Origin of the sequence: Streptomyces sp. NPDC052043 (genome assembly GCF_044548235.1) — a bacterium.
Lineage (GTDB): Bacteria > Actinomycetota > Actinomycetes > Streptomycetales > Streptomycetaceae > Streptomyces.
Genome location: NZ_JBIUBT010000001.1, coordinates 520,530 through 541,068 on the forward strand (window position 1 = coordinate 520,530; position 20,539 = coordinate 541,068).

Below are 20,539 nucleotides of genomic sequence, written 5' to 3' on the forward strand. Positions count from 1 at the left end.
GCCCCACACCCGGCTCCCGGTACTCACCCGAACGAGCGGCACCGGCCGACCACCCGCGGCAGCCCCGGCGTGCACCGCGCCCCCCGGACGGGTACGGGGCCCGCCGCCGCGTCAGCCGCGTACGCCGCAGAGGTGCAGCAGTGCCGCCACCGCGCGGTAGGGGTCCGTCCGGCCGGCGCGTTCCTCGGCCGCCAGCAGTGTTTCCAGTGTCTCGGTGTCGGACGGGGGCTCCGCGTCGTCCGCCGCCGTGTCCGTGAAGACCCGTACCCCGTACCAGGTGCGCAGCGGCGCCCCGATCCCGGCGAGGGTCGCCGTCAGGTTCCCGAGGCGGTCCGCCCGTACGTCCAGCCCCAGCCGGTTGCGGTACGCCGTCGTGTCGAACGCGGCCAGCGTCGTCGGCCACTCGCCGGACAGCCCCGGGCGCAGCGCCAGCGCGTCGCCGTTGCGCACCAGCAGCGACAGCAGGCCGCCCGGCGCGAGCATCCGCGCCAGCCCCGCGAGCAGCGGGTCCGGCTCCTCGACGTACATCAGCACCCCGTGGCACAGCACCACGTCGAAACTGCCCGGCAGGAAGTGCACGCCGGTGTCCTGGCCGTCGCCCTCGACGATCCGCACCCGCGCACGGATGCCCTCCGGCTCGGCGGCCAGCGCGGCGCGGGCCGCCGAGATCATCGTCTGGTCCCGTTCGACGCCGGTGACCTGGTGCCCGGCCCGGGCCAGCCGCAGAGCCTGGGTGCCCTGGCCCATTCCCACGTCCAGCACCCGCAGCCGCTGCCCGACCGGGAACCGCCCGGCTATCTGCTCGTCGAGCTGCCGGGCCACCAGTTGCTGTCGTACGACGTCACGCAGCCCACCCAGTTTGTGCAGCCAGGCGTCCGCCGCACCCTCGGAGAAAGCGGTCGCGCTCAGGGCCGCTCCCCGCGCTTGACCTGCGGCTTGGGCAGCCGGAGCCGGCGCATCTGGAGGGAGCGCATCAGGGCGTAGGCGACCGCGCCCCGCTTGCTCTGGTCCGGGAAGCGGTCGTTCAGGCGCTTCTTCAGCCGGAAACCGCTGAGCGCCGAGTCCAGCACGATCAGGACGATCACCACGAGCCACAGCAGCAGCGCGATGTTCTGGAGCGCGGGCACCCGGATCATGCTCAGGACCAGGATGACCACGGCCATCGGCAGGAAGAACTCCGCGATGTTGAACCGCGAGTCGATGAAGTCCCGCGCGAACCGGCGCACCGGGCCCTTGTCGCGGGCCGGCAGATAGCGCTCGTCGCCGCTCGCCAGGGCCTGGCGCTGCCGCTCCAACTGGACTCGGCGCTCCTCGCGCTGCCGCTTCGCGGCGTCCTTGCGCGTCATCGACGTGTTGGCGACGCTGCGGCGCTGGGAACGCGCCTCACTCCGCTTGGGGGTGGGGCGCCCCTTGGGGGCCTGCGGGTCGCGGGTCTGCTTGGAGACGCTCACCGGTGCCTTGTCGGCGACCGGGGCCTTCTCATCCTTGGCACGGCTACGGAACACAAAACCCAAGGGTAAGGGCTTGACCCGCATGGACCCCAGCCCCGCGGGGAACGATCCGGCAACACCGATCGTCTGTACGGGGACAGAGGGGACGTCTTGCGACCGTCGTCGCCCGGTGATCAGGGGGGCGCATCCTCCCTGCGCCGGAGCGGAAGCGGACGCAGTCGTCCTCGGGGATGACCAGATCCGCTCCCGAACAGTGCGGTAATGGTCACAGGGCCCGTACTGTGGGTTCTGTCGCAGAGCTGTGAGCTGGAGTCCGTCAGAAGGGGGCGCGCGAAGCCCATGAGCGGTGTCATGAAGCGTATGGGGATGATCTTCCGCGCGAAGGCGAACAAGGCCCTTGACCGGGCCGAGGACCCGCGCGAGACCCTCGATTACTCGTACCAGAAGCAGTTGGAGCTGCTGCAGAAGGTGCGGCGCGGTGTCGCGGACGTGGCGACCAGCCGCAAGCGCCTGGAGCTCCAGCTGAACCAGTTGCAGCAGCAGTCCGGAAAGCTGGAGGACCAGGGCCGCAAGGCGCTCGCGCTGGGCCGCGAGGACCTGGCCCGCGAGGCGCTCTCCCGCCGTGCCGCGCTCCAGCAGCAGGTCACGGACCTGGAGACGCAGCACGCCACGCTCCAGGGCGAGGAGGAGAAGCTCACCCTGGCGGCCCAGCGCCTCCAGGCCAAGGTCGACGCCTTCCGTACGAAGAAGGAGACGATCAAGGCGACCTACACGGCGGCCCAGGCGCAGACCCGGATCGGCGAGGCGTTCTCCGGCATCTCCGAGGAGATGGGCGACGTCGGCCTGGCCATCCAGCGGGCCGAGGACAAGACCGCGCAGCTCCAGGCCCGGGCCGGCGCGATCGACGAGCTGCTCGCCTCCGGCGCCCTGGACGACCCCTCCGGTCTGGCCAAGGACGACATCCAGACCGAGCTGGACCGGCTCTCCGGTGGTACGGATGTAGAGCTGGAGCTCCAGCGCATGAAGGCGGAGCTGGCCGGAGGCTCGTCCGCGGACCGGCAGGCGATCGAAGGCGGCGCGGGCGAGGGCCGGCCCCAGCAGCAGCCGCAGGACACCCCGCGCTTCGACAAGCAGTGAGCCGCGTCGAGGCACGCCGCGTCACCGACAGCCGGGGCCACGCCGAGGAGGGCGACATGATCGTACGGATCATGGGAGAGGGACAGGTGAGGCTGGCCGACGGCCACCTCGCCGACCTCAACAAACTGGACGACGAACTCCTGGTCGAGATGGAGAAGGGCGACGGTCCCGGCTTCCGTCGCACCCTCGCGGCCCTGTTGTCCAGGGTCCGCGAACTGGGCGAGCCCGTGCCGGACGACTCCCTGGAGCCGTCCGACCTGATCCTCCCCGCCGCGGACGCCACCCTGGAGGAGGTCCGGGACCTGCTGAGCGACGACGGCCTCATTCCCGGGTGAGGACCGGGTGCGGCCCGTGCGGCCCGTGAGCCCTGTGCTCGTGATGCCCGTGAGGACGGACCGCCTGTCCGGGGGAGTACGGCAGCCCCCGGACAGGAGCCGTGCCAGGAGCCGTGCCAGGGCCCGCACCGGCGTGGGACGCCGCCGTCCCCGTACGGCGGGCCACCCCGTACCGTAGACAGGCGTGACCACCCTCGACCGCGCCCGATGCCGGCTGAAGGCGCACCCCTTCGCGCTGGACGCGGCCCTCGCGGCCTGCGTCCTCGTGTGCATGGTGGTCGGCTCCTTCGTGGGCCCGCGCGGCGACCACGCCGTCAGCTGGGGGGTGCGCCGGCCCGAGCTGCTCAGCCTGGTCCTCATGGTCCTCGGCGCCGCCGCCCTCGTCCTCCGCCGCCGCGCCCCCCGCACCGTCCTCGCCGTCACGGGCACCATGTCGGTCATCGAGTTCGTCACCGGGGACCCCCGCGCCCCCGTCGCCATGTCCGCCGTGGTCGCCCTCTTCACCGTCGCGGCCGTCACCGACCGCCTCACCACCCTGCGTCTGGGCCTGACCGCCATGACCGTGCTGACCGGCGCCGCCATGCTCGCCGGGCCGATGCCCTGGTACGCGCAGGAGAACCTGGCGATCTTCGCCTGGACCGGCATGGCCGCCGCCGGCGGGGACGCCGTTCGCAGCCGACGCGCCTTCGTGCACGCCATCAGGGAGCGGGCCGAGCGCGCCGAGCGCACCCGCGAGGAGGAGGCCCGCCGCCGGGTCGCCGAGGAGCGCCTGCGCATCGCCCGCGACCTGCACGACGTCGTCGCCCACCACATCGCCCTGGTCAACGTGCAGGCCGGGGTGGCCGCCCACGTCATGGACAAGCGGCCCGACCAGGCCAAGGAGGCCCTCGGCCACGTCCGGGAGGCCAGCCGCTCCGCGCTCGACGAACTGCGTGCCACCGTGGGCCTGCTCCGGCAGTCCGGCGACCCGGAGGCCCCCACGGAGCCGGCCCCCGGCCTGGACCGCCTCGACGAGCTCGTCGGCACCTTCCGCAGCGCCGGACTGCACGTCGAGGTCGCCCGCGCCGACCACGGCACCATCCTCCAGGCCGCCGTCGGCCTGGCCGCGTTCCGGGTCGTCCAGGAAGCCCTCACCAATGTGCAGAAGCACGCAGGCACCCGGGCGAAGGCCGAGGTCAGCGTCGTACGCGTCGGACCGCACATCGAGATCACGGTCCTGGACGACGGGGCCGGCGAGACCGCGGGACCGCAGACGGGCGGCGGACACGGACTGCTGGGCATGCGCGAGCGGGTCACCGCCCTGGCCGGCACCCTCACCACCGGCCCCCGCTACGGCGGCGGCTTCCGCGTCCATGCGATCCTGCCGGTCGAGACCCGCACGCGTGCCCCGGGGGACCCCGTATGACGATCCGTGTCCTGCTCGCCGACGACCAGGCACTCCTGCGCAGCGCCTTCCGGGTGCTCGTCGACTCCGAGCCGGACATGGAGGTGGTGGGGGAGGCGTCCGACGGCGCGGAGGCGGTACGGCTCGCCAAGGAGCAGCGGGCCGACGTGGTGCTGATGGACATCCGCATGCCCGGCACCGACGGCCTCGCGGCCACCCGCATGATCAGCGCCGACCCCTCCCTCGCCCAGGTGCACGTGGTCATCCTGACCACCTTCGAGGTGGACGACTACGTGGTGCGGTCGCTGCGCGCGGGCGCCTGCGGCTTCCTCGGCAAGGGCAGCGAACCCGAGGAACTGCTGAGCGCCATCCGGGTCGCGGCGCAGGGAGAGGCGCTGCTGTCCCCGGTGGCCACCAAGGGCCTGATCGCCCGCTTCCTCGCGCAGGGCGACGCGGCGGACGACGGCCGCGACCCGGCCCGCCCCACCCGGCTGGACGCGCTGACCGTGCGGGAGCGCGAGGTGCTCGTCCAGGTCGCCGGCGGACACTCCAACGACGAGATCGCCGAACGCCTGGAGGTCAGCCCGCTGACCGTGAAGACCCACGTCAACCGGGCCATGGCCAAGCTGGGCGCCCGCGACCGGGCACAGCTCGTCGTCATCGCCTACGAGTCGGGACTCGTGCGTCCCCGGGCGGAGTGAGCGCGGCCCGCGTGGTCGCATGCCCCGGTACGTCGCGGGGCGTAGCGCCCCCGGTACGGGCGTACTGCGCCCGGAGTAGACGCCGCGCGCGGAAATGGACCAGGGGGCTACGGATCGGCGTCCGCCCGTGCCCGAAGGTGTAGGGGTGGCGCCCCCTGCGCGCCCGTGCCGCCCGCCGCTCCACAGAATAGAGACCCTGACCCATGTCCTGGCTGTCCAGATTCAGCCTCGCGCAACGGGCCCTGATCGGGCTGATGTCGATCATCGCGCTCGTCTTCGGGGCGATCGCCATACCCCAGCTCAAGCAGCAGCTCCTGCCCAGCATCGACCTTCCCATCGTGTCCGTGCTGGCGCCGTACCAGGGCGCGTCCCCGGACGTCGTGGAGAAGCAGGTCGTCGAGCCGCTCGAGAACAGCCTCAAGGCCGTCGACGGCATCACCGGCGTCACCTCCACGGCCAGCGAGGGCAACGCCGTGATCATGGCGTCCTTCGACTACGGCAACAACACCAAGCAGCTCGTCGCCGACGTCCAGCAAGCCGTCAACCGGGCCCGCGCCCAGCTCCCGAGCGACGTCGAGCCGCAGGTCATCGCCGGTTCCACGGACGACATGCCCACGGTGGTCCTCGCCGTCACCTCGGACAAGGACCAGCAGGCCCTGGCCGACCAGCTCGACAAGACGGTCGTACCGGAGCTGAAGAACATCTCCGGCGTCGGCCAGGTCACCGTCAACGGCGTACGGGACCTGCAGGTCACCGTCACCCCCGACGACAAGAAGCTCGCCGCGGCCGGCCTCGGCTCCGCCGCCCTGAGCCAGGCCCTCCAGGCGGGCGGCGCCACCCTCCCGGCCGGTTCCTTCGACGAGGACGGCGCCAACCGCACCGTCCAGGTCGGCGGCGGCTTCACCTCGCTGAAGCAGATCCAGGACCTGATGGTCACCGGCGAGGGCGCCGCCGCGGGCAAGGCGGTGCGCCTCGGCGACGTCGCCACCGTCAAGCAGGAGCAGGCCAAGGCCGACTCCATCACCCGTACCGACGGCCGGCCCAGCCTCGCCGTCGTCGTCACCATGGACCACGACGGCAGCGCGGTCGCGATCTCCAAGGCGGTCACGGACAAGCTGCCCGACCTGCGCCAGAACCTCGGCTCCGGCGCGAAGATCACCGTCGTCAGCGACCAGGGCCCGGCCGTCGCCAAGGCCGTCGAAGGCCTGACCACCGAGGGCGCGCTCGGCCTGCTCTTCGCGGTCCTCGTCATCCTGGTCTTCCTGGCGTCGATCCGCTCCACGCTGGTGACGGTGGTGTCGATCCCGCTGTCCATCGTCCTCGCGCTGATCGTGCTGTGGACCCGCGACCTGTCGCTGAACATGCTGACGCTGGGCGCGCTGACCATCGCCATCGGCCGGGTCGTCGACGACTCGATCGTGGTCCTGGAGAACATCAAGCGCCACCTCGGCTACGGCGAGGAGCGCCACACCGCCATCATGACCGCCGTGCGCGAGGTGGCCGGCGCGGTGACCTCCTCCACGCTCACCACGGTCGCCGTGTTCCTGCCGATCGGCCTGGTCGGCGGCATGGTGGGCGAGCTGTTCGGCCCGTTCAGCCTCACCGTCACCGCGGCCCTGCTGGCCTCGCTGCTGGTGTCGCTGACGGTCGTGCCCGTCCTGTCGTACTGGTTCCTGCGCGCCCCCAAGGGCACGCCCGCCGAGGCGGAGGAGGCCCGCCGCCTGGCCGAGGAGAAGGAGGCCGGCAGCCGCCTGCAGCGCCTGTACGTTCCCGTCCTGCGCTTCGCCACCCGGCGCCGCCTGACCAGCGTGCTGATCGCGGTCGTCGTCCTGATCGCGACCTTCGGCATGACCCCGCTGCTCAAGACGAACTTCTTCAGCCCCGGCGAGGAGAAGGTCCTCAGCATCAAGCAGCAGCTGAAGCCGGGCACCAGCCTGGTGGCGACGGACGCCGCGGCCCGCAAGGTCGAGGACGTGCTCGCCTCGGCCAAGGGCGTCAAGGACTACCAGGTCACGATCGGCTCCTCCGGCTTCATGGCGGCCTTCGGCGGCGGCACGGACACCAACCAGGCCTCGTACCAGGTGATGCTCGAGGACTCGGCGTCGTCCGGCGACGTCCGCGCCGGCATCGAGGACCGTCTGCAGAAGCTGTCCGGCGTCGGTACCGTCACGATTGCGGACGGCGGCGGCGGCTTCGGCGGCCAGGACCTGAAGGTGGTCGTCAAGGCGGGCGACGCCGACGCGCTGCGCAAGGCCTCCGAGCAGGTCCGCAAGGCGGTCGCCGGCCTGGACCACGTCACCGACGTCACCAGCGACCTGTCGCAGAGCGTGCCGCGCATCTCGGTGCGGGCCAACTCCAAGGCGGCGGCGGCCGGCTTCACCGACCAGACCCTCGGCATGGCCGTCACCCAGGCGGTCAAGGGCAGCACGGTCGCCAAGGCGACCCTGGACGACACCGAGCGCAACGTCGTCATCCGCTCGGCGAAGCCCGCCCAGACGCTGGACGAGCTGAAGAACCTGCGGCTCGGCCCGGTGAAGCTGGGCGACATCGCGACCGTCAAGCTGGTCGACGGCCCGGTGTCGATGACCCGCATCGACGGTCAGCGTGCCGCCACGATCACGGCCAAGCCGACCGGTGACAACACCGGCGCGGTCAGCATGGACCTCCAGTCGAAGATCGAGAAACTGAAGCTGCCCGCGGGCGCGACGGCCGAGATCGGCGGAGTCACCTCCGACCAGAACGACGCCCAGAAGAACCTCGGCCTGGCCATGCTGGCGGCGATCGCGATCGTCTTCATGCTGCTGGTGGGGACCTTCCGGTCGCTGGCCCAGCCGCTGATCCTGCTGGTTTCCATCCCGTTCGCCGCGACCGGCGCGCTCGGCCTGCTGATCGTCACCGGTACGCCGATGGGCGTCCCCGCGATGATCGGCATGCTGATGCTGATCGGCATCGTGGTGACGAACGCGATCGTGCTGATCGACCTGATCAACCAGTACCGCAGCCAGGGGTACGGGATCGTCGAGGCGATCGTGGAAGGCGGCCGCCACCGTCTGCGCCCCATCCTCATGACGGCAATGGCCACGATCTTCGCCCTGCTCCCGATGGCCCTGGGTGTCACCGGCGAGGGCGGTTTCATCGCCCAGCCGCTGGCCGTGGTCGTGATCGGCGGCCTGATCACCTCCACCCTGCTGACCCTGCTGCTGGTCCCGACGCTCTACGCGATGCTGGAACTCCGCAAGGAGCGCCGCGCGAAGAAGCGGGCGGCGAAGCGCGAGGTCCGCGAGGACGAGGACAAGGTGCTGGAACCCGCGGGCGTGTAACGGCACATGACACAGCGAACGGCCGGGTCTCCCATGAGACCCGGCCGTTTTCTCATGCCTTCAGCGAGTCGAGGAAGGCGTCCCAGACGGCGGCCGGGACGACGAGGACGGGGCCGCAGGGGTTCTTGCTGTCCCGGACGGGGACGACACCGGGGAAGTCCTCGGCGACCTCGACGCATTCGCCCCCGTTGGTGTTGCTGTAGCTGCTCCTGCGCCAGCGGACGTCGTTCAGCTCGGGGGTGTGTCGCATGACGTGTAGTCCTCCATCGCCTGTCGAATCAGCTCTGACGAGGCACCAGGCGAAAGCGCGTTGGCGCGGAGCACCTCGTACTGCCGCCGCCACTTCTTCGCCGGGTCCCGGTCTTCGTAGAGGTGGCCGGTCCGGATTCCCTCGGGCGCCCTCCGGTGTCGTCCACGGCAGCAACCGCAGCGGCGTACCGTCCCGTCCGTCGCGGATCATCCCGTCGCTCCTCTCGGTCGAGGAACGTGGCCTGGGCCATGTGCTCGCGGTGGCCTGCTCGGCCGAGGTGACCACTACCGCCGGCACGCTCCGCGTCGCTGCCCTGGCGAAGAACGTGCCCAAGCGGGCCTGGCAGAGGCTCTCAGCCGAACGTGGCGCGAAGGGACAGCATCCACGACTGGGCAGTCATCGACCTAGCCGAGGCGGCGCCGGGCCACCACCACGAGCTGATCCGCCGCAACCGCACGACCGATGAACTCGCCTACTACCGCTGCTACTCACCCGAACCGGTGCCGCTGACTACCTTGGTGAAGGTCGCCGGATCCACGCTCGTCGTCCAGCCCCTCCACGACATCGCCCACCGACCCCGTTGGTCCGACTGGCGACGCCGCCATCAGCAACGATCACGAACCAGCATCCTCGGAGACACGGGTGGGCCGGTGTCGTCCTCGTGCAGGCGTGCAGGCGTGCGGGTGCCCCGGTCGCCGTGAGGCGGCCGGGGCACCCTGACTGACTGCGACGTCGGGGCTACGGCAGTGCCAGCATCCGCTCCAGGGCGAGCTTGGCGTTGCCTTCCGTCTCCTTGTCCACCTGGATGCGGTTGACCAGGTTGCCCTCGGCCAGGGACTCCAGGGCCCAGACCAGGTGGGGCAGGTCGATGCGGTTCATCGTGGAGCAGAAGCAGACCGTCTTGTCGAGGAAGACGATCTCCTTGTCCTCGGAGGCGTAACGGTTCGCCAGCCGGCGCACCAGGTTCAGCTCCGTGCCGATGGCCCACTTGGAGCCGGCCGGCGCGGCGTCGAGCTTCTTGATGATGTACTCGGTCGAGCCGACGTAGTCCGCCGCGGCGACCACCTCGTGCCTGCACTCGGGGTGGACCAGGACGTTGACGTCCGGGATGCGCTCGCGGACGTCGTTCACCGAGTCCAGGCTGAAGCGGCCGTGCACCGAGCAGTGGCCCCGCCACAGGATCATCTTCGCCGCCCGCAGTTCCTCGGCGGTCAGTCCGCCGTTCGGCTTGTGCGGGTTGTAGACGACGCAGTCGTCCAGCGTCATGCCCATGTCCCGTACGGCCGTGTTCCGGCCCAGGTGCTGGTCGGGCAGGAACAGGATCTTCTCGCCCTGCTGGAAGGCCCACTCCAGTGCCCGCTCGGCGTTCGACGACGTGCAGATGGTGCCGCCGTGCTTGCCCGTGAAGGCCTTGATGTCGGCGGAGGAGTTCATGTACGACACCGGGACGACCTGGTCGGCGATCCCGGCCTCGGTGAGCACGTCCCAGCACTCGGCGACCTGCTCGGCCGTGGCCATGTCGGCCATCGAGCAGCCGGCCGCCAGGTCCGGCAGGACCACCTGCTGCTCGTCGGACGTGAGGATGTCCGCGGACTCGGCCATGAAGTGCACACCGCAGAACACGATGTACTCGGCCTCCGGCCGCGCGGCCGCCTCCCGGGCCAGCTTGAAGGAGTCGCCCGTGACATCGGCGAACTGGATGACCTCGTCGCGCTGGTAGTGGTGGCCGAGCACGAAGACCTTGTCTCCGAGCTTCTCCTTGGCCACGCGGGCGCGCTCCACCAGGTCCGGGTCGGACGCGGCGGGCAGGTCACCGGGGCACTCGACGCCGCGCTCGCTCTTCGGATCGGCCTCGCGGCCGAGGAGCAGGAGGGCGAGCGGCGTCGGCTGGACGTCGAGGTCCTGGGTCTGGGCGGTGGTCACGACACGCACCCTTTCTAGTTTTCGTCGAACTGACGCTATCTATGATAGCTGGTTCACGTCACTTTGACGATCGTCATAGTGTCCATGTGACGTGAATCCCGGCATCCGGCCCGTCGGCACCGGCCCGACCCCGGTCGGTACGCAGCCCCGGTCCGGCCGGGGCCCGTCCACAGGTCGCTGTCCGGTTTCCCGCCCGTGTGCGAGCATGAACGGGACGAGCCTGGAGAAGAGAAAAGGCACACGCCCGGCCCGGAATGATTCCGCGGCCTTGCCGGTTGCACTCGTCGGCAAGCAGTCTCCGTACAACCCGGGAGAGATGTAGATGTCCGTATCGGACGAGACCACCACCGTCACCGACGGCATCATCCTGACCGACGCCGCCGCGTCCAAGGTCAAGGCCCTGCTCGACCAGGAAGGCCGTGACGATCTCGCCCTGCGCGTCGCCGTCCAGCCCGGCGGCTGCTCCGGCCTGCGCTACCAGCTCTTCTTCGACGAGCGTTCCCTCGACGGCGACGTGGAGAAGGACTTCGGCGGGGTCAAGGTCGTCACCGACCGCATGAGCGCCCCCTACCTGGGCGGTGCCACCATCGACTTCGTGGACACCATCGAGAAGCAGGGCTTCACGATCGACAACCCGAACGCGACCGGCTCCTGCGCCTGCGGCGACTCCTTCAGCTGATCCGGGCACGGTAGGACACGGCAGGCGGCCGCCCCTTTCACGGGGCGGCCGCCTGCCGTCGTGTTCCTGTGCCCGCGGGCCTCAGCGAGCGAGCGAGGGCGACTCCGGCAGCCGTGCCCCCGGCCGCTCCAGGGGGATCTCCTGCCCGTCCGCGCCGACCACCTTCCGGTCGCCGAGGGGCCGGTCCAGGTGCAGGGTGCGGTGGTACACCTTGGCGATCAGGATGCAGACCGTGTCCGGCCGCGCGGTCTCGGTCACCGTGACCGTCACCCGTCCGGAGCTCTCCCGAGCCGAGGCCCGGTAGTCGGCGCACACCCCGCCCTCGAAGCGGACGGTCAGCTCCTCGCCCTCAGTGGCGTATCCGGTCACCTTCACGTCACGCGTGACCGGGGCGCCGTCCGAGCCCCTCGGTGCCGGCGTCGACTGCCCGGACGGCGGAGCCGACGAGGTCAGGTACTCGGGGGCGACGGCCGGATACGTCACCGTGGTGCCGGCGCCCTGCCCGGCCGGCGCCTGCACCTCGAACAGCCAGGACGGGACGAGCATCCGCTGCCCCCCGGAGGAGTGCGCGGCCAGCCCGAAGACCGCCTTGCCGATCGTGACGGCGTCCTGCGGGGCGGGGGTGCGCGCGGGGGAGGCGGAGCCCGAGGTCCCGCACGGCGCCTCCAGGCGGTCCTTGAGCGGTACGGGGCTGGCGCAGCCGCCGATGCCCATGCGGTGGTCGGTCCGCGGAGCCCCGTTCATCAGGTCCAGCGTCCTGCGCGCGCTCAGCACGGGGTAGGTGTCGCCCTTCACCGGTGCCTTCAACTGGCCGCTGCCGCCGACCACCTCGCCCTGTCGGCCGATGCTCAGGCCGGTCGTCCAGCCGTACGTGGGCAGCTCGCCGACCAGCGGATCGGCGTTGACGATCCGCTGGTCGCCCATGACCTGATCCGCGTCCACCTTGGCGTCGTCCTGTCCCAGGGCCTTGAGCACCGGGGCCGCCGCCTTCAGCGCCGCCGCCATGCCCAACGGACGGACGGGCGGGGCCGCCGGGTCGTGCCCGCACAGCGCGCCCTTACAGTCGTCGGTGCCCGGCGCGTACCGGCTGAACGTCCAGGCCCCCGGCGCCGTCCGCTCGACGCGCAGGAACGGTCCGGAACCGTCCTTCCCGGACCCCACCCGCCACGCCTGGGCATCGGCCACCGGTGTCCCTTTCACGCCGAGCGCCTCGGCGAGCCCGGCCACCTCGTCCCGGGTGACCTCGCCCCGCGCCCGGTAGACCGGTGCCGAGCCGGGTCCCTCGGGCAGCGGGCCGGTGGCCCGGTAGGTCGTGCCGTAGGGGTTGGGCTCCCCCGGCGCGATGCCGTTCGGAGCGCCGTCACCCGTGCCGGCCCCGGCGCCCGGGGTGCCGTCACCCGTGCCGGTCCCGGCGGCCGGGGCGGAGTACCCGTCGAGGACCAGCGGCCCCGGGGTGCCGTGCCCGCCGGGCACTCCCGCCCCCTGGTCACGCCCACCGGGATCCGAGGCGAGCACCATCCCGCCGCCGCCCACCAGCAGCACCGTGGCGGCAACCGAGGCAACCACCACGGGCGACCGCCCCCAAGCGCGCCTCCCACCGGGGCGGCCGTCGTCATCCGGGGCTCCCGTGACCTCCGCAACCACAGGGGCCTGCGGGGTCTTTTCGGCGGTGTCCGTGGACTCGTCGTCGTGGTCGGGCCGCTCGGTGTTCACCGCATCGCTCCTTCGCCTGCACAGGTGCTGTTCGCTGCCGACCCGATCTGACCGGCCCCTGACAACGTGGTGGGTCGATGCTCGGCGGGTCGTATCCCGCATCCCCCGGGTGGGGGACAGCGATGGGACGCGGAGGGGGAGTGCGCGGTTCCCTTCCGTACGCCGATCGGGTCCCGGCCCGTAAGCCGGCCGACTCCGGCCCGTACGTCGGCCGGGTCCGGTCCGTACGTCGGCCGGGACACGGACGGCGGAACGGAGACCCGGTCGGGTGCCGCCCGGCGGGGGATGTCCGGACCCGGTGAGGGCCCGGCGAGCGGCGACGTGGGCACCGGCCCCAGGACCGGGTAGCGTGAACTGTCAATCCCCCTGACTCCAGGAGCATCCACGCCGTGCGCATCGCAGTCACCGGCTCCATCGCCACCGACCACCTCATGACCTTCCCCGGACGCTTCGCGGACCAGCTCGTCGCGGATCAGCTGCACACGGTCTCGCTCTCCTTCCTGGTCGACCAGCTGGACGTCCGGCGCGGCGGGGTCGGCGCCAACATCGCCTTCGGCATGGGCCAGCTCGGTACGGGGCCGGTCCTGGTGGGCGCCGCCGGACCCGACTTCGGCGAGTACCGGGCCTGGCTGGACCGGCACGGCGTCGACACCTCCTCGGTCCGCATCTCGGAGACCCTGCACACCGCCCGGTTCGTGTGCACCACCGACGCCGACCACAACCAGATCGGCTCCTTCTACACGGGCGCGATGAGTGAGGCCCGCCTCATCGAGCTCAAGACCGTCGCCGACCGCGTCGGCGGGCTCGACCTGGTCCTGATCGGTGCGGACGACCCGGAGGCGATGCTCCGGCACACCGAGGAGTGCCGCTCGCGCGCCATCCCCTTCGCGGCCGACTTCTCCCAGCAGATCGCGCGGATGGACGGCGACGAGATCCGGATACTGCTGGACGGGGCGACGTACCTGTTCTCCAACGAGTACGAGAAGGGCCTCATCGAGTCCAAGACCGGCTGGAGCGACGCCGAGATCCTCTCCCGCGTCGGCCACCGGGTCACCACCCTCGGCTCGCGCGGCGTGCGCATCGAGCGCGCCGGCGAGGACCCGGTCGAGGTCGGCTGCCCGGACGAGGAGCGCAAGGCCGACCCGACGGGCGTCGGCGACGCCTTCCGCGCCGGGTTCCTCTCCGGCCTGGCCTGGGGCGTCTCCCAGGAGCGCGCCGCCCAGGTCGGCTGCATGCTGGCCACGCTGGTGATCGAGACCGTGGGTACCCAGGAGTACCAGCTGCGCCGCGGCCACTTCATGGAGCGCTTCACCAAGGCCTACGGCGACGACGCGGCCCGCGAGGTCCGCGCCCACCTCTCCTGACGGGACGTCGGGCGAGGACAGACGGAGACAGACGGAAACAGAAGGAACCGGGTGGCACCGGGCGGAACCCGGAGAAACCTAGGAGACCCGGCGGACGACGTAAGCCGAACCCACGTCCGCCGGCTCCTCGCCCACGTACTCCTGCCCGCGCATCTCGCACCACGCCGGAACGTCCAGCCGCGCCGCCTCGTCGTCGGACAGGACGCGGACCGTGCCGCCGACCGGCACGTCCCCGAAGACCTTGGCCAGCTCGATCACCGGGATCGGGCAGCGCCTGCCGAGGGCGTCCACGACCAGCGCGTCCTCCCGCCCGCCGGCCGGTGCCGCCCCGGCCGGCGCCCCGAGCTTCTCCCGCACCGCCGCCACCGCGCCCGGCAGGACGGCGAGGAACCGCTCGACCTCCTCCTCCGGCGTCCCGGGCGGCAGTGAGACCCGCACATTGCCCTCGCTCAGCACACCCATCGCCCTGAGGACATGGCTCGGCGTCAACGTGCTGCTCGTGCAGGACGAACCGGAGGACACGGAGAAGCCCTCGCGGTCCAGCTCGTGCAGCAATGTCTCCCCGTCGACATAGAGACAGGAGAAGGTGACGAGCCCCGGCAGCCGGCGGGCCGGGTCGCCCACGACCTCCACCTCCGGCACAAGACGCGGCACCCGCGCCCGGATCCGCTCCGTCAACTCCCGCAGCCGTACCGCCTCCTCGGCCGCCTCCGCCCGCACCGCCCGCAGCGCGGCCGCCGCCGCCACGATCGCCGGGATGTTCTCGAAGCCCGCCGCCCGGCCCGACTCCCGCTCGTCCACCGGCCCGCGCGGCGCGAACCGCACCCCCTTGCGCACGACGAGCAGCCCGGTCCCGGGCGGCCCGCCCCACTTGTGGGCGCTCGCCGTCAGCAGCGACCAGTCGCCGCCGACCGGACCCCAGGCCAGCGACTGCGCCGCGTCCACCAGCAGCGGCACGCCCGCCGCCCGGCACACCGCGGCCACCTCGGCGACCGGCTGCTCGGTGCCCACCTCGTGGTTGGCCGACTGAAGACAGGCCAGCGCGGTGTCCTCGCGCAGCGCCGCCTCGTACGCGCCCACGGCCACCCGGCCTCGGCGGTCGACCGGCACCCGCGTGACCGGCCCGCCGTCCGCCTCGTGCGCCTCGGCGGAGTGGAGCACCGAAGAGTGTTCGACCGCTGACACGATCAGATGGCGTCCGACGCGCCGACGACCCGCCAGCGCTCCCGCGATCCCGCTGTGCACCGCCCGCGTCCCCGAGGAGGTGAACGTCAGCTCGTCGGCCCGGCACCCCACCGCCTCCGCGGCCGCCTCCCGGGCCGCGTCCAGCAGCAGCCGGGCCCGCCGCCCCTCCCGGTACAGACGGGCGGGATCGGCCCACCCCTCGTCGAGGGCGGCCAGCAGAGCCTGCCGGGCGACGGGATGAAGGGGAGCACTGGAAGCAGCGTCGAAGTAGGCCACACGCCAACGCTAAGCGCCCCAAAGGCGCGCGGGGAACTGCGCGACAAGCCGCCCATGGCCCCGCAGTCGTCATAAATGCCGCACTCCCGACCTCAGAGGTGCCCAAACACCGTCAATTCGTGGGGTGCCGCAACCGTGTCCCACCCCTTCGGGCCGACCCGCGGCGCGTATGGCACCCTCCCCGCGAACCGCCGGAAGGCGTCCAGTAGGGTTTGGTCCGCATAAACATCCAAACCCCTGCCCGACGCAGGGCCGCGACCGACCAGCGAGAAGGCCGCAGCCGAACAGCGCGGGCGAGACTCTCGGGAAGGCGCTACGTGAGTCCCAACGGCTCCGACCGCTCGCCGCGGCGCCCGATGCGGCGGAAGCTGCTGCAGGCACTGACCGCGGGCCTGGTCCTGGCGACCGCAACCGGTTGCACATACAAGGACTTCCCCCGCCTTGGTATGCCCACCCCGGCCACGGAAGAGGCTCCGCGGATCCTCTCGCTGTGGCAGGGGTCCTGGGCTGCCGCGCTCGCCGTCGGCGTGCTGGTGTGGGGTCTGATCCTGTGGAGTGCATTCTTCCACCGGCGCAGCCGCACCAAGGTAGAGGTTCCTCCGCAGACCCGGTACAACATGCCCATCGAGGCGCTGTACACGGTGGTCCCCCTCGTCATCGTCTCGGTGCTCTTCTACTTCACGGCCCGTGACGAGTCCAAGCTCATGGACATCACCTCCAAGAAGCCGGACGTCACGGTGAACGTCGTCGGCTACCAGTGGAGCTGGGCCTTCAACTACATCGAGCCCGTCGCCGGTTCGTCGGGCGACGCGAAGACCGACAAGAACCTGGCCGCCATTCCGGACCGGTTCAAGACGGACTTCCCGGCGAACGCCGGCGGTGTCTACGACTACGGCATCCCGGGGACGCGGAACCCGCAGAACGGCAACCCCGGTCCCACCATGTGGCTGCCCAAGGGCAAGACGGTCCGCTTCATCCTCACCTCGCGGGACGTCATCCACTCCTTCTGGGTGCTGCCGTTCCTGATGAAGCAGGACGTCATCCCCGGCCACACCAACTCCTTCCAGGTGACCCCCACCATGGAGGGCACCTTCCGGGGCAAGTGCGCCGAGCTGTGCGGCCAGGACCACTCCCGGATGCTGTTCAACGTGAAGGTCGTCTCGCCCGAGCGCTATGAGCAGCACCTCAAGGACCTCGCCAAGAAGGGGCAGACCGGTTACGTTCCCGCAGGCATCGCGCAGACGAGCCACGAGAAGAACCGGGAGACGAACAACCTGTGAGCATCCTCAACGAACCTCAGGGTGCCGCGGCAGCTGAGGACTCTTACGAGAGCGAGCTGCCGGTCCGGCGCAAGCAACCGGGCAATCTCGTGGTGAAGTGGCTGACGACCACCGACCACAAGACCATCGGAACGCTGTACCTCGTCACCGCCTTCGCGTTCTTCTGCATCGGCGGCGTGATGGCGCTCCTCATGCGCGCCGAACTGGCCCGTCCCGGCATGCAGCTCATGTCGAACGAGCAGTTCAACCAGGCGTTCACGATGCACGGCACGATCATGCTGCTGATGTTCGCGACGCCGCTGTTCGCGGGCTTCGCGAACTGGATCATGCCGCTGCAGATCGGCGCCCCGGACGTCGCCTTCCCGCGGCTGAACATGTTCGCCTACTGGCTGTACCTGCTCGGCTCGCTGATCGCGGTGGGCGGCTTCCTCACCCCGCAGGGCGCGGCCGACTTCGGCTGGTTCGCCTACGCCCCGCTGTCGGACGCGGTGCACTCGCCGGGCCTCGGCGGCGACCTGTGGATCATGGGTCTGGCCCTGTCCGGTTTCGGTACGATCCTCGGCTCGGTCAACTTCATCACCACGATCATCTGCATGCGCGCGCCGGGCATGACCATGTTCCGCATGCCGATCTTCGTGTGGAACGTGCTGCTGACCGCGGTGCTGGTCCTGCTGGCCTTCCCGGTGCTGGCCGCCGCGCTGCTCGCGCTGGAGGCGGACCGCAAGTTCGGCGCCCACGTCTTCGACGCGGCCAACGGCGGTGCGCTGCTGTGGCAGCACCTGTTCTGGTTCTTCGGGCACCCCGAGGTGTACATCATCGCGCTGCCGTTCTTCGGCATCGTCAGTGAGATCATCCCGGTCTTCTCCCGCAAGCCGATGTTCGGCTACATGGGCCTGATCGGCGCGACGATCGCCATCGCCGGTCTGTCGGTGACGGTGTGGGCGCACCACATGTACGTGACCGGCGGCGTGCTCCTGCCGTTCTTCTCCTTCATGACCTTCCTGATCGCGGTCCCGACCGGTGTGAAGTTCTTCAACTGGGTCGGCACCATGTGGAAGGGCAGCCTCTCCTTCGAGACGCCGATGCTGTGGGCGACCGGCTTCCTGATCACCTTCGTCTTCGGTGGTCTGACCGGTGTGATCCTGGCGGCGCCGCCGCTGGACTTCCACATCTCGGACTCGTACTTCGTGGTGGCGCACTTCCACTACGTCGTCTTCGGCACCGTGGTGTTCGCGATGTTCGCCGGATTCCACTTCTGGTGGCCGAAGTTCACCGGCAAGATGCTCGACGAGCGGCTCGGCAAGATCACCTTCTGGCTGCTGTTCATCGGCTTCCACGGCACCTTCCTGGTCCAGCACTGGCTGGGTGTGGAGGGCATGCCGCGCCGGTACGCCGACTACCTGGCGGCCGACGGCTTCACCGCGCTGAACACGGTGTCGACGATCTTCTCGTTCGTGCTCGGCCTGTCGGTCCTGCCGTTCTTCTACAACATCTGGAAGACGGCCAAGTACGGCAAGCCGGTCGGCGTCGACGACCCGTGGGGCTACGGCCGCTCCCTGGAGTGGGCGACCTCCTGCCCGCCGCCGCGGCACAACTTCCTCACCCTGCCCCGGATTCGCAGCGAATCCCCGGCATTCGACCTGCACCACCCCGAGATCGCCGCGCTGGACCAGCTCCAGAACGCCGGTCACGGTGAGAAGGCCCTCGCTGGCGGCAAGGAGGCCGGCAAGTGAAGATCCAGGGCAAGTTGTTCATGTGGCTGAGCGTCTTCCTGCTCATCACGGCCATCGTCTACGGCGTGTGGTCGAAGGAAGCGGTCGGCGCGACGGCTCTCTTCATGGCCTTCGGTCTGAGCATCATGATCGGCTTCTACCTGGGCTTCACGGCCCGGCGGGTCGACGTGGGCGCTCAGGACGACAAGGAGGCCGATGTCGCGGACGACGCCGGCGAGTTGGGCTTCTTCAGCCCGCACAGCTGGCAGCCGCTCGGCCTCGGTATCGGCGGCGCGCTGGCCTTCCTCGGCATCGCGGTCGGCTGGTGGCTCGTGTACTTCGCGGCGCCCATCATCATGATCTCCGTCTGGGGCTGGGTCTTCGAGTACTACCGCGGTGAGAACCGCACCCAGTGACCCGCGTCGGGCATCGCTGAACACCAGGGAGTCCGGACTCTCCACCTGGAGAGTCCGGACTCCTTCTTTTGGCTCAGCAAGCCTCGCCGAAATTCCCTCGAACGGGTGATCCACCGTGCCGGAGGTGACGAAGGTCCTTAGCGTGAGGGCATGAGCACCACAGTGATTTCCCGCGGAGCGGGAGCCGCCCTGCTGGTCGCCGCCATCGGCACGAGTGCCACCGCCTGCGGCGCGGACGGCAACCCGCTGGCCGCCCACCCGTACGACGCGACGGACCAGATCTCCTTCAGCGGCCCCCAGGAAGCCGGGAAGAAAGCCGACCCGGACAAGCCCCTGGAAGTCACGACTCAGGGCGGCGACGGACGGATCACGGACGTCTCGGCCATGGACGCCACGGGTCGCTACGTGTCCGGCGAACTGGACGCCGACGGCAGCCGCTGGCACAGCACCTCACCGCTGGCCGCGAGCGCCCACTACACGATCCGGGTGAGCACCGAGGACGAGGCCGGAAGACCCGGCCGCAAGGTCCTCACGTTCGACACGGACAAGCCCAAGGGCCAACAGCTCCTGAACGTCAAGTTCGGGCCGGAGGCGGGCACCTACGGCGTCGGCCAGCCCATCACGGCCGAACTCGACCAGCCCGTCAAGGACAAGGCCCAGCGGGCCGTCGTCGAGCGCGCCCTCAGGGTCGACTCCACACCCGCCGTGCAGGGCTCCTGGTACTGGGTGAGCGACAAGGAACTCCACTACCGCCCGCAGGACTACTGGCCCGCCCACGCCACCGTCGAGGCGCACAGCAACCTGGAGAACATCAAGATCAGCGACCGGATGCGGGGCGGCAAGGCCAAACCGCTGAAGATCACCACGGGTGACCGCGTCGTGGCGCTCACGGACGCCGCCAAGCACCTGCTGACGGTCTACAAGAACGACGAGAAGATCAAGGACATCCCCATCACCACCGGCAAGCCCGGCTTCGAGACCCGCAACGGGATCAAGGTCGTCCTGGCCAAGCAGTACTACGTACAGATGAAGAGCTCCACCGTCGGCATCGCCGCGGGCTCCTCGGACTCGTACGACCTGCCAGTGTACTACGCCACCCGGGTCACCTGGAGCGGCGAGTACGTCCACGCCGCCCCGTGGTCCGTCGGCTCCCAGGGATCGGCCAACGTCAGCCACGGCTGCACCGGCATGAGCACCCCCAACGCCTCCTGGTTCTTCAACATGATCCACGAGGGCGACCTGGTCCAGGTCGTCAACTCCGCCGGCCACGAGATGGAACTCTTCGACAACGGCTTCGGCGACTGGAACATGCCCTGGCAGAAGTGGGTCCAGGGCAGCGCCATCAGCTCTGGCGCCGACGGCGTCAGGGCGCAGAACAAGGCGCGGCTGACCCCGCAGAGCACGTGAGACGGG

At 70.6% G+C, this 20,539-nt stretch carries 17 protein-coding genes and 1 pseudogene; 12 read left to right on the top strand and 6 right to left on the bottom strand.

The genetic code is table 11. The features are described 5' to 3' along the window. Positions 1-111: 111 nt before the first annotated feature. On the bottom strand, positions 112-822 hold the full coding sequence (locus ACIHCX_RS02295) for a class I SAM-dependent methyltransferase (RefSeq protein ID WP_400025763.1): 711 nt from the start codon (positions 820-822) through the stop codon (positions 112-114). Positions 823-905: 83 nt separating this feature from the next. Further along, on the bottom strand, positions 906-1,505 hold the full coding sequence (locus tag ACIHCX_RS02300; protein WP_400025765.1) for a DUF3043 domain-containing protein: 600 nt from the start codon (positions 1,503-1,505) through the stop codon (positions 906-908). A gap of 285 nt (positions 1,506-1,790) precedes the next feature. Between ACIHCX_RS02300 and ACIHCX_RS02305 the strand changes: the two genes are divergently transcribed. The 5 genes from ACIHCX_RS02305 to ACIHCX_RS02325 all read left to right on the top strand — a co-directional run bounded on the left by ACIHCX_RS02305 (position 1,791) and on the right by ACIHCX_RS02325 (position 8,328). After that, positions 1,791-2,588, top strand: a complete 798-nt coding sequence (locus ACIHCX_RS02305) for a PspA/IM30 family protein (RefSeq protein WP_400025767.1) — start codon at positions 1,791-1,793, stop codon at positions 2,586-2,588. Positions 2,589-2,644: 56 nt separating this feature from the next. Continuing rightward, positions 2,645-2,923: a hypothetical protein gene (locus ACIHCX_RS02310; protein ID WP_400025768.1), complete on the top strand. Its 279-nt coding sequence runs from the start codon at positions 2,645-2,647 to the stop codon at positions 2,921-2,923. A gap of 184 nt (positions 2,924-3,107) precedes the next feature. Continuing rightward, entirely contained in the window at positions 3,108-4,328 is a 1,221-nt protein-coding gene (locus tag ACIHCX_RS02315; RefSeq protein WP_400025770.1) for a sensor histidine kinase, read from the top strand. Then, positions 4,325-5,008 carry a response regulator gene (locus tag ACIHCX_RS02320; RefSeq protein ID WP_400025772.1) on the top strand — a complete coding sequence of 228 codons (684 nt, stop codon included), beginning with the start codon at positions 4,325-4,327 and terminating at the stop codon, positions 5,006-5,008. The genes ACIHCX_RS02315 and ACIHCX_RS02320 overlap by 4 nt, the downstream gene beginning before the upstream one ends. Before the next feature lie 203 nt (positions 5,009-5,211). Next, positions 5,212-8,328: an efflux RND transporter permease subunit gene (locus ACIHCX_RS02325; RefSeq protein WP_400025773.1), complete on the top strand. Its 3,117-nt coding sequence runs from the start codon at positions 5,212-5,214 to the stop codon at positions 8,326-8,328. A 52-nt stretch (positions 8,329-8,380) separates the two neighbouring features. Here ACIHCX_RS02325 and ACIHCX_RS02330 read toward each other — a convergent pair whose 3' ends face one another. Beyond that, entirely contained in the window at positions 8,381-8,578 is a 198-nt protein-coding gene (locus ACIHCX_RS02330) for a DUF397 domain-containing protein (RefSeq protein ID WP_400025775.1), read from the bottom strand. Positions 8,579-8,801: 223 nt separating this feature from the next. On the opposite strand from ACIHCX_RS02330, the pseudogene ACIHCX_RS02335 reads away from it, so the two are divergent. Beyond that, positions 8,802-9,171 (top strand): annotated as a pseudogene (locus ACIHCX_RS02335) (IS701 family transposase); the annotation flags it as partial. Positions 9,172-9,316: 145 nt separating this feature from the next. On the opposite strand, the gene nadA reads toward ACIHCX_RS02335, so the two are convergent. Further along, positions 9,317-10,501 carry a quinolinate synthase NadA gene (nadA, locus tag ACIHCX_RS02340; RefSeq protein ID WP_400025777.1) on the bottom strand — a complete coding sequence of 395 codons (1,185 nt, stop codon included), beginning with the start codon at positions 10,499-10,501 and terminating at the stop codon, positions 9,317-9,319. Between the two features lie 322 nt (positions 10,502-10,823). Between nadA and ACIHCX_RS02345 the strand changes: the two genes are divergently transcribed. Beyond that, on the top strand, positions 10,824-11,180 hold the full coding sequence (locus tag ACIHCX_RS02345) for an iron-sulfur cluster assembly accessory protein (RefSeq protein WP_006135694.1): 357 nt from the start codon (positions 10,824-10,826) through the stop codon (positions 11,178-11,180). An 81-nt stretch (positions 11,181-11,261) separates the two neighbouring features. Here ACIHCX_RS02345 and ACIHCX_RS02350 read toward each other — a convergent pair whose 3' ends face one another. Next, positions 11,262-12,893 carry a hypothetical protein gene (locus ACIHCX_RS02350; protein WP_400025778.1) on the bottom strand — a complete coding sequence of 544 codons (1,632 nt, stop codon included), beginning with the start codon at positions 12,891-12,893 and terminating at the stop codon, positions 11,262-11,264. 389 nt (positions 12,894-13,282) lie between these two features. On the opposite strand from ACIHCX_RS02350, the gene ACIHCX_RS02355 reads away from it, so the two are divergent. Beyond that, positions 13,283-14,257, top strand: a complete 975-nt coding sequence (locus ACIHCX_RS02355) for a carbohydrate kinase family protein (RefSeq protein ID WP_400025780.1) — start codon at positions 13,283-13,285, stop codon at positions 14,255-14,257. A gap of 78 nt (positions 14,258-14,335) precedes the next feature. Here ACIHCX_RS02355 and ACIHCX_RS02360 read toward each other — a convergent pair whose 3' ends face one another. Continuing rightward, positions 14,336-15,718: a cysteine desulfurase/sulfurtransferase TusA family protein gene (locus ACIHCX_RS02360; RefSeq protein ID WP_400025781.1), complete on the bottom strand. Its 1,383-nt coding sequence runs from the start codon at positions 15,716-15,718 to the stop codon at positions 14,336-14,338. A 317-nt stretch (positions 15,719-16,035) separates the two neighbouring features. Between ACIHCX_RS02360 and coxB the strand changes: the two genes are divergently transcribed. From coxB to ACIHCX_RS02380, 4 genes are all read left to right on the top strand, one after another. Beyond that, the gene (gene coxB / locus ACIHCX_RS02365) at positions 16,036-16,998 is read left to right on the top strand and encodes a cytochrome c oxidase subunit II (RefSeq protein ID WP_400025783.1); all 963 of its coding nucleotides are present in this window, start codon (positions 16,036-16,038) and stop codon (positions 16,996-16,998) included. Then, on the top strand, positions 16,995-18,731 hold the full coding sequence (gene ctaD / locus ACIHCX_RS02370) for a cytochrome c oxidase subunit I (protein WP_400025784.1): 1,737 nt from the start codon (positions 16,995-16,997) through the stop codon (positions 18,729-18,731). Before coxB ends, ctaD begins: the two co-directional genes overlap by 4 nt. Further along, on the top strand, positions 18,728-19,126 hold the full coding sequence (locus ACIHCX_RS02375) for a cytochrome c oxidase subunit 4 (protein WP_400025785.1): 399 nt from the start codon (positions 18,728-18,730) through the stop codon (positions 19,124-19,126). Before ctaD ends, ACIHCX_RS02375 begins: the two co-directional genes overlap by 4 nt. A 150-nt stretch (positions 19,127-19,276) precedes the next feature. Continuing rightward, positions 19,277-20,533, top strand: a complete 1,257-nt coding sequence (locus ACIHCX_RS02380) for an Ig-like domain-containing protein (protein ID WP_400025786.1) — start codon at positions 19,277-19,279, stop codon at positions 20,531-20,533. Positions 20,534-20,539 lie beyond the last annotated feature (6 nt).

Bases quoted from the DNA above. Each gene is read 5' to 3' on its own strand.
- ACIHCX_RS02325 (WP_400025773.1), top strand. From the start codon at position 5,212: ATGTCCTGGCTGTCCAGATTCAGCCTCGCGCAACGGGCCCTGATCGGG.
- ACIHCX_RS02345 (WP_006135694.1), top strand. From the start codon at position 10,824: ATGTCCGTATCGGACGAGACCACCACCGTCACCGACGGCATCATCCTG.
- ACIHCX_RS02380 (WP_400025786.1), top strand. From the start codon at position 19,277: ATGAGCACCACAGTGATTTCCCGCGGAGCGGGAGCCGCCCTGCTGGTC.
- ACIHCX_RS02305 (WP_400025767.1), top strand. From the start codon at position 1,791: ATGAGCGGTGTCATGAAGCGTATGGGGATGATCTTCCGCGCGAAGGCG.
- ACIHCX_RS02330 (WP_400025775.1), bottom strand. From the start codon at position 8,578: ATGCGACACACCCCCGAGCTGAACGACGTCCGCTGGCGCAGGAGCAGC.
- ACIHCX_RS02320 (WP_400025772.1), top strand. From the start codon at position 4,325: ATGACGATCCGTGTCCTGCTCGCCGACGACCAGGCACTCCTGCGCAGC.
- ACIHCX_RS02310 (WP_400025768.1), top strand. From the start codon at position 2,645: ATGATCGTACGGATCATGGGAGAGGGACAGGTGAGGCTGGCCGACGGC.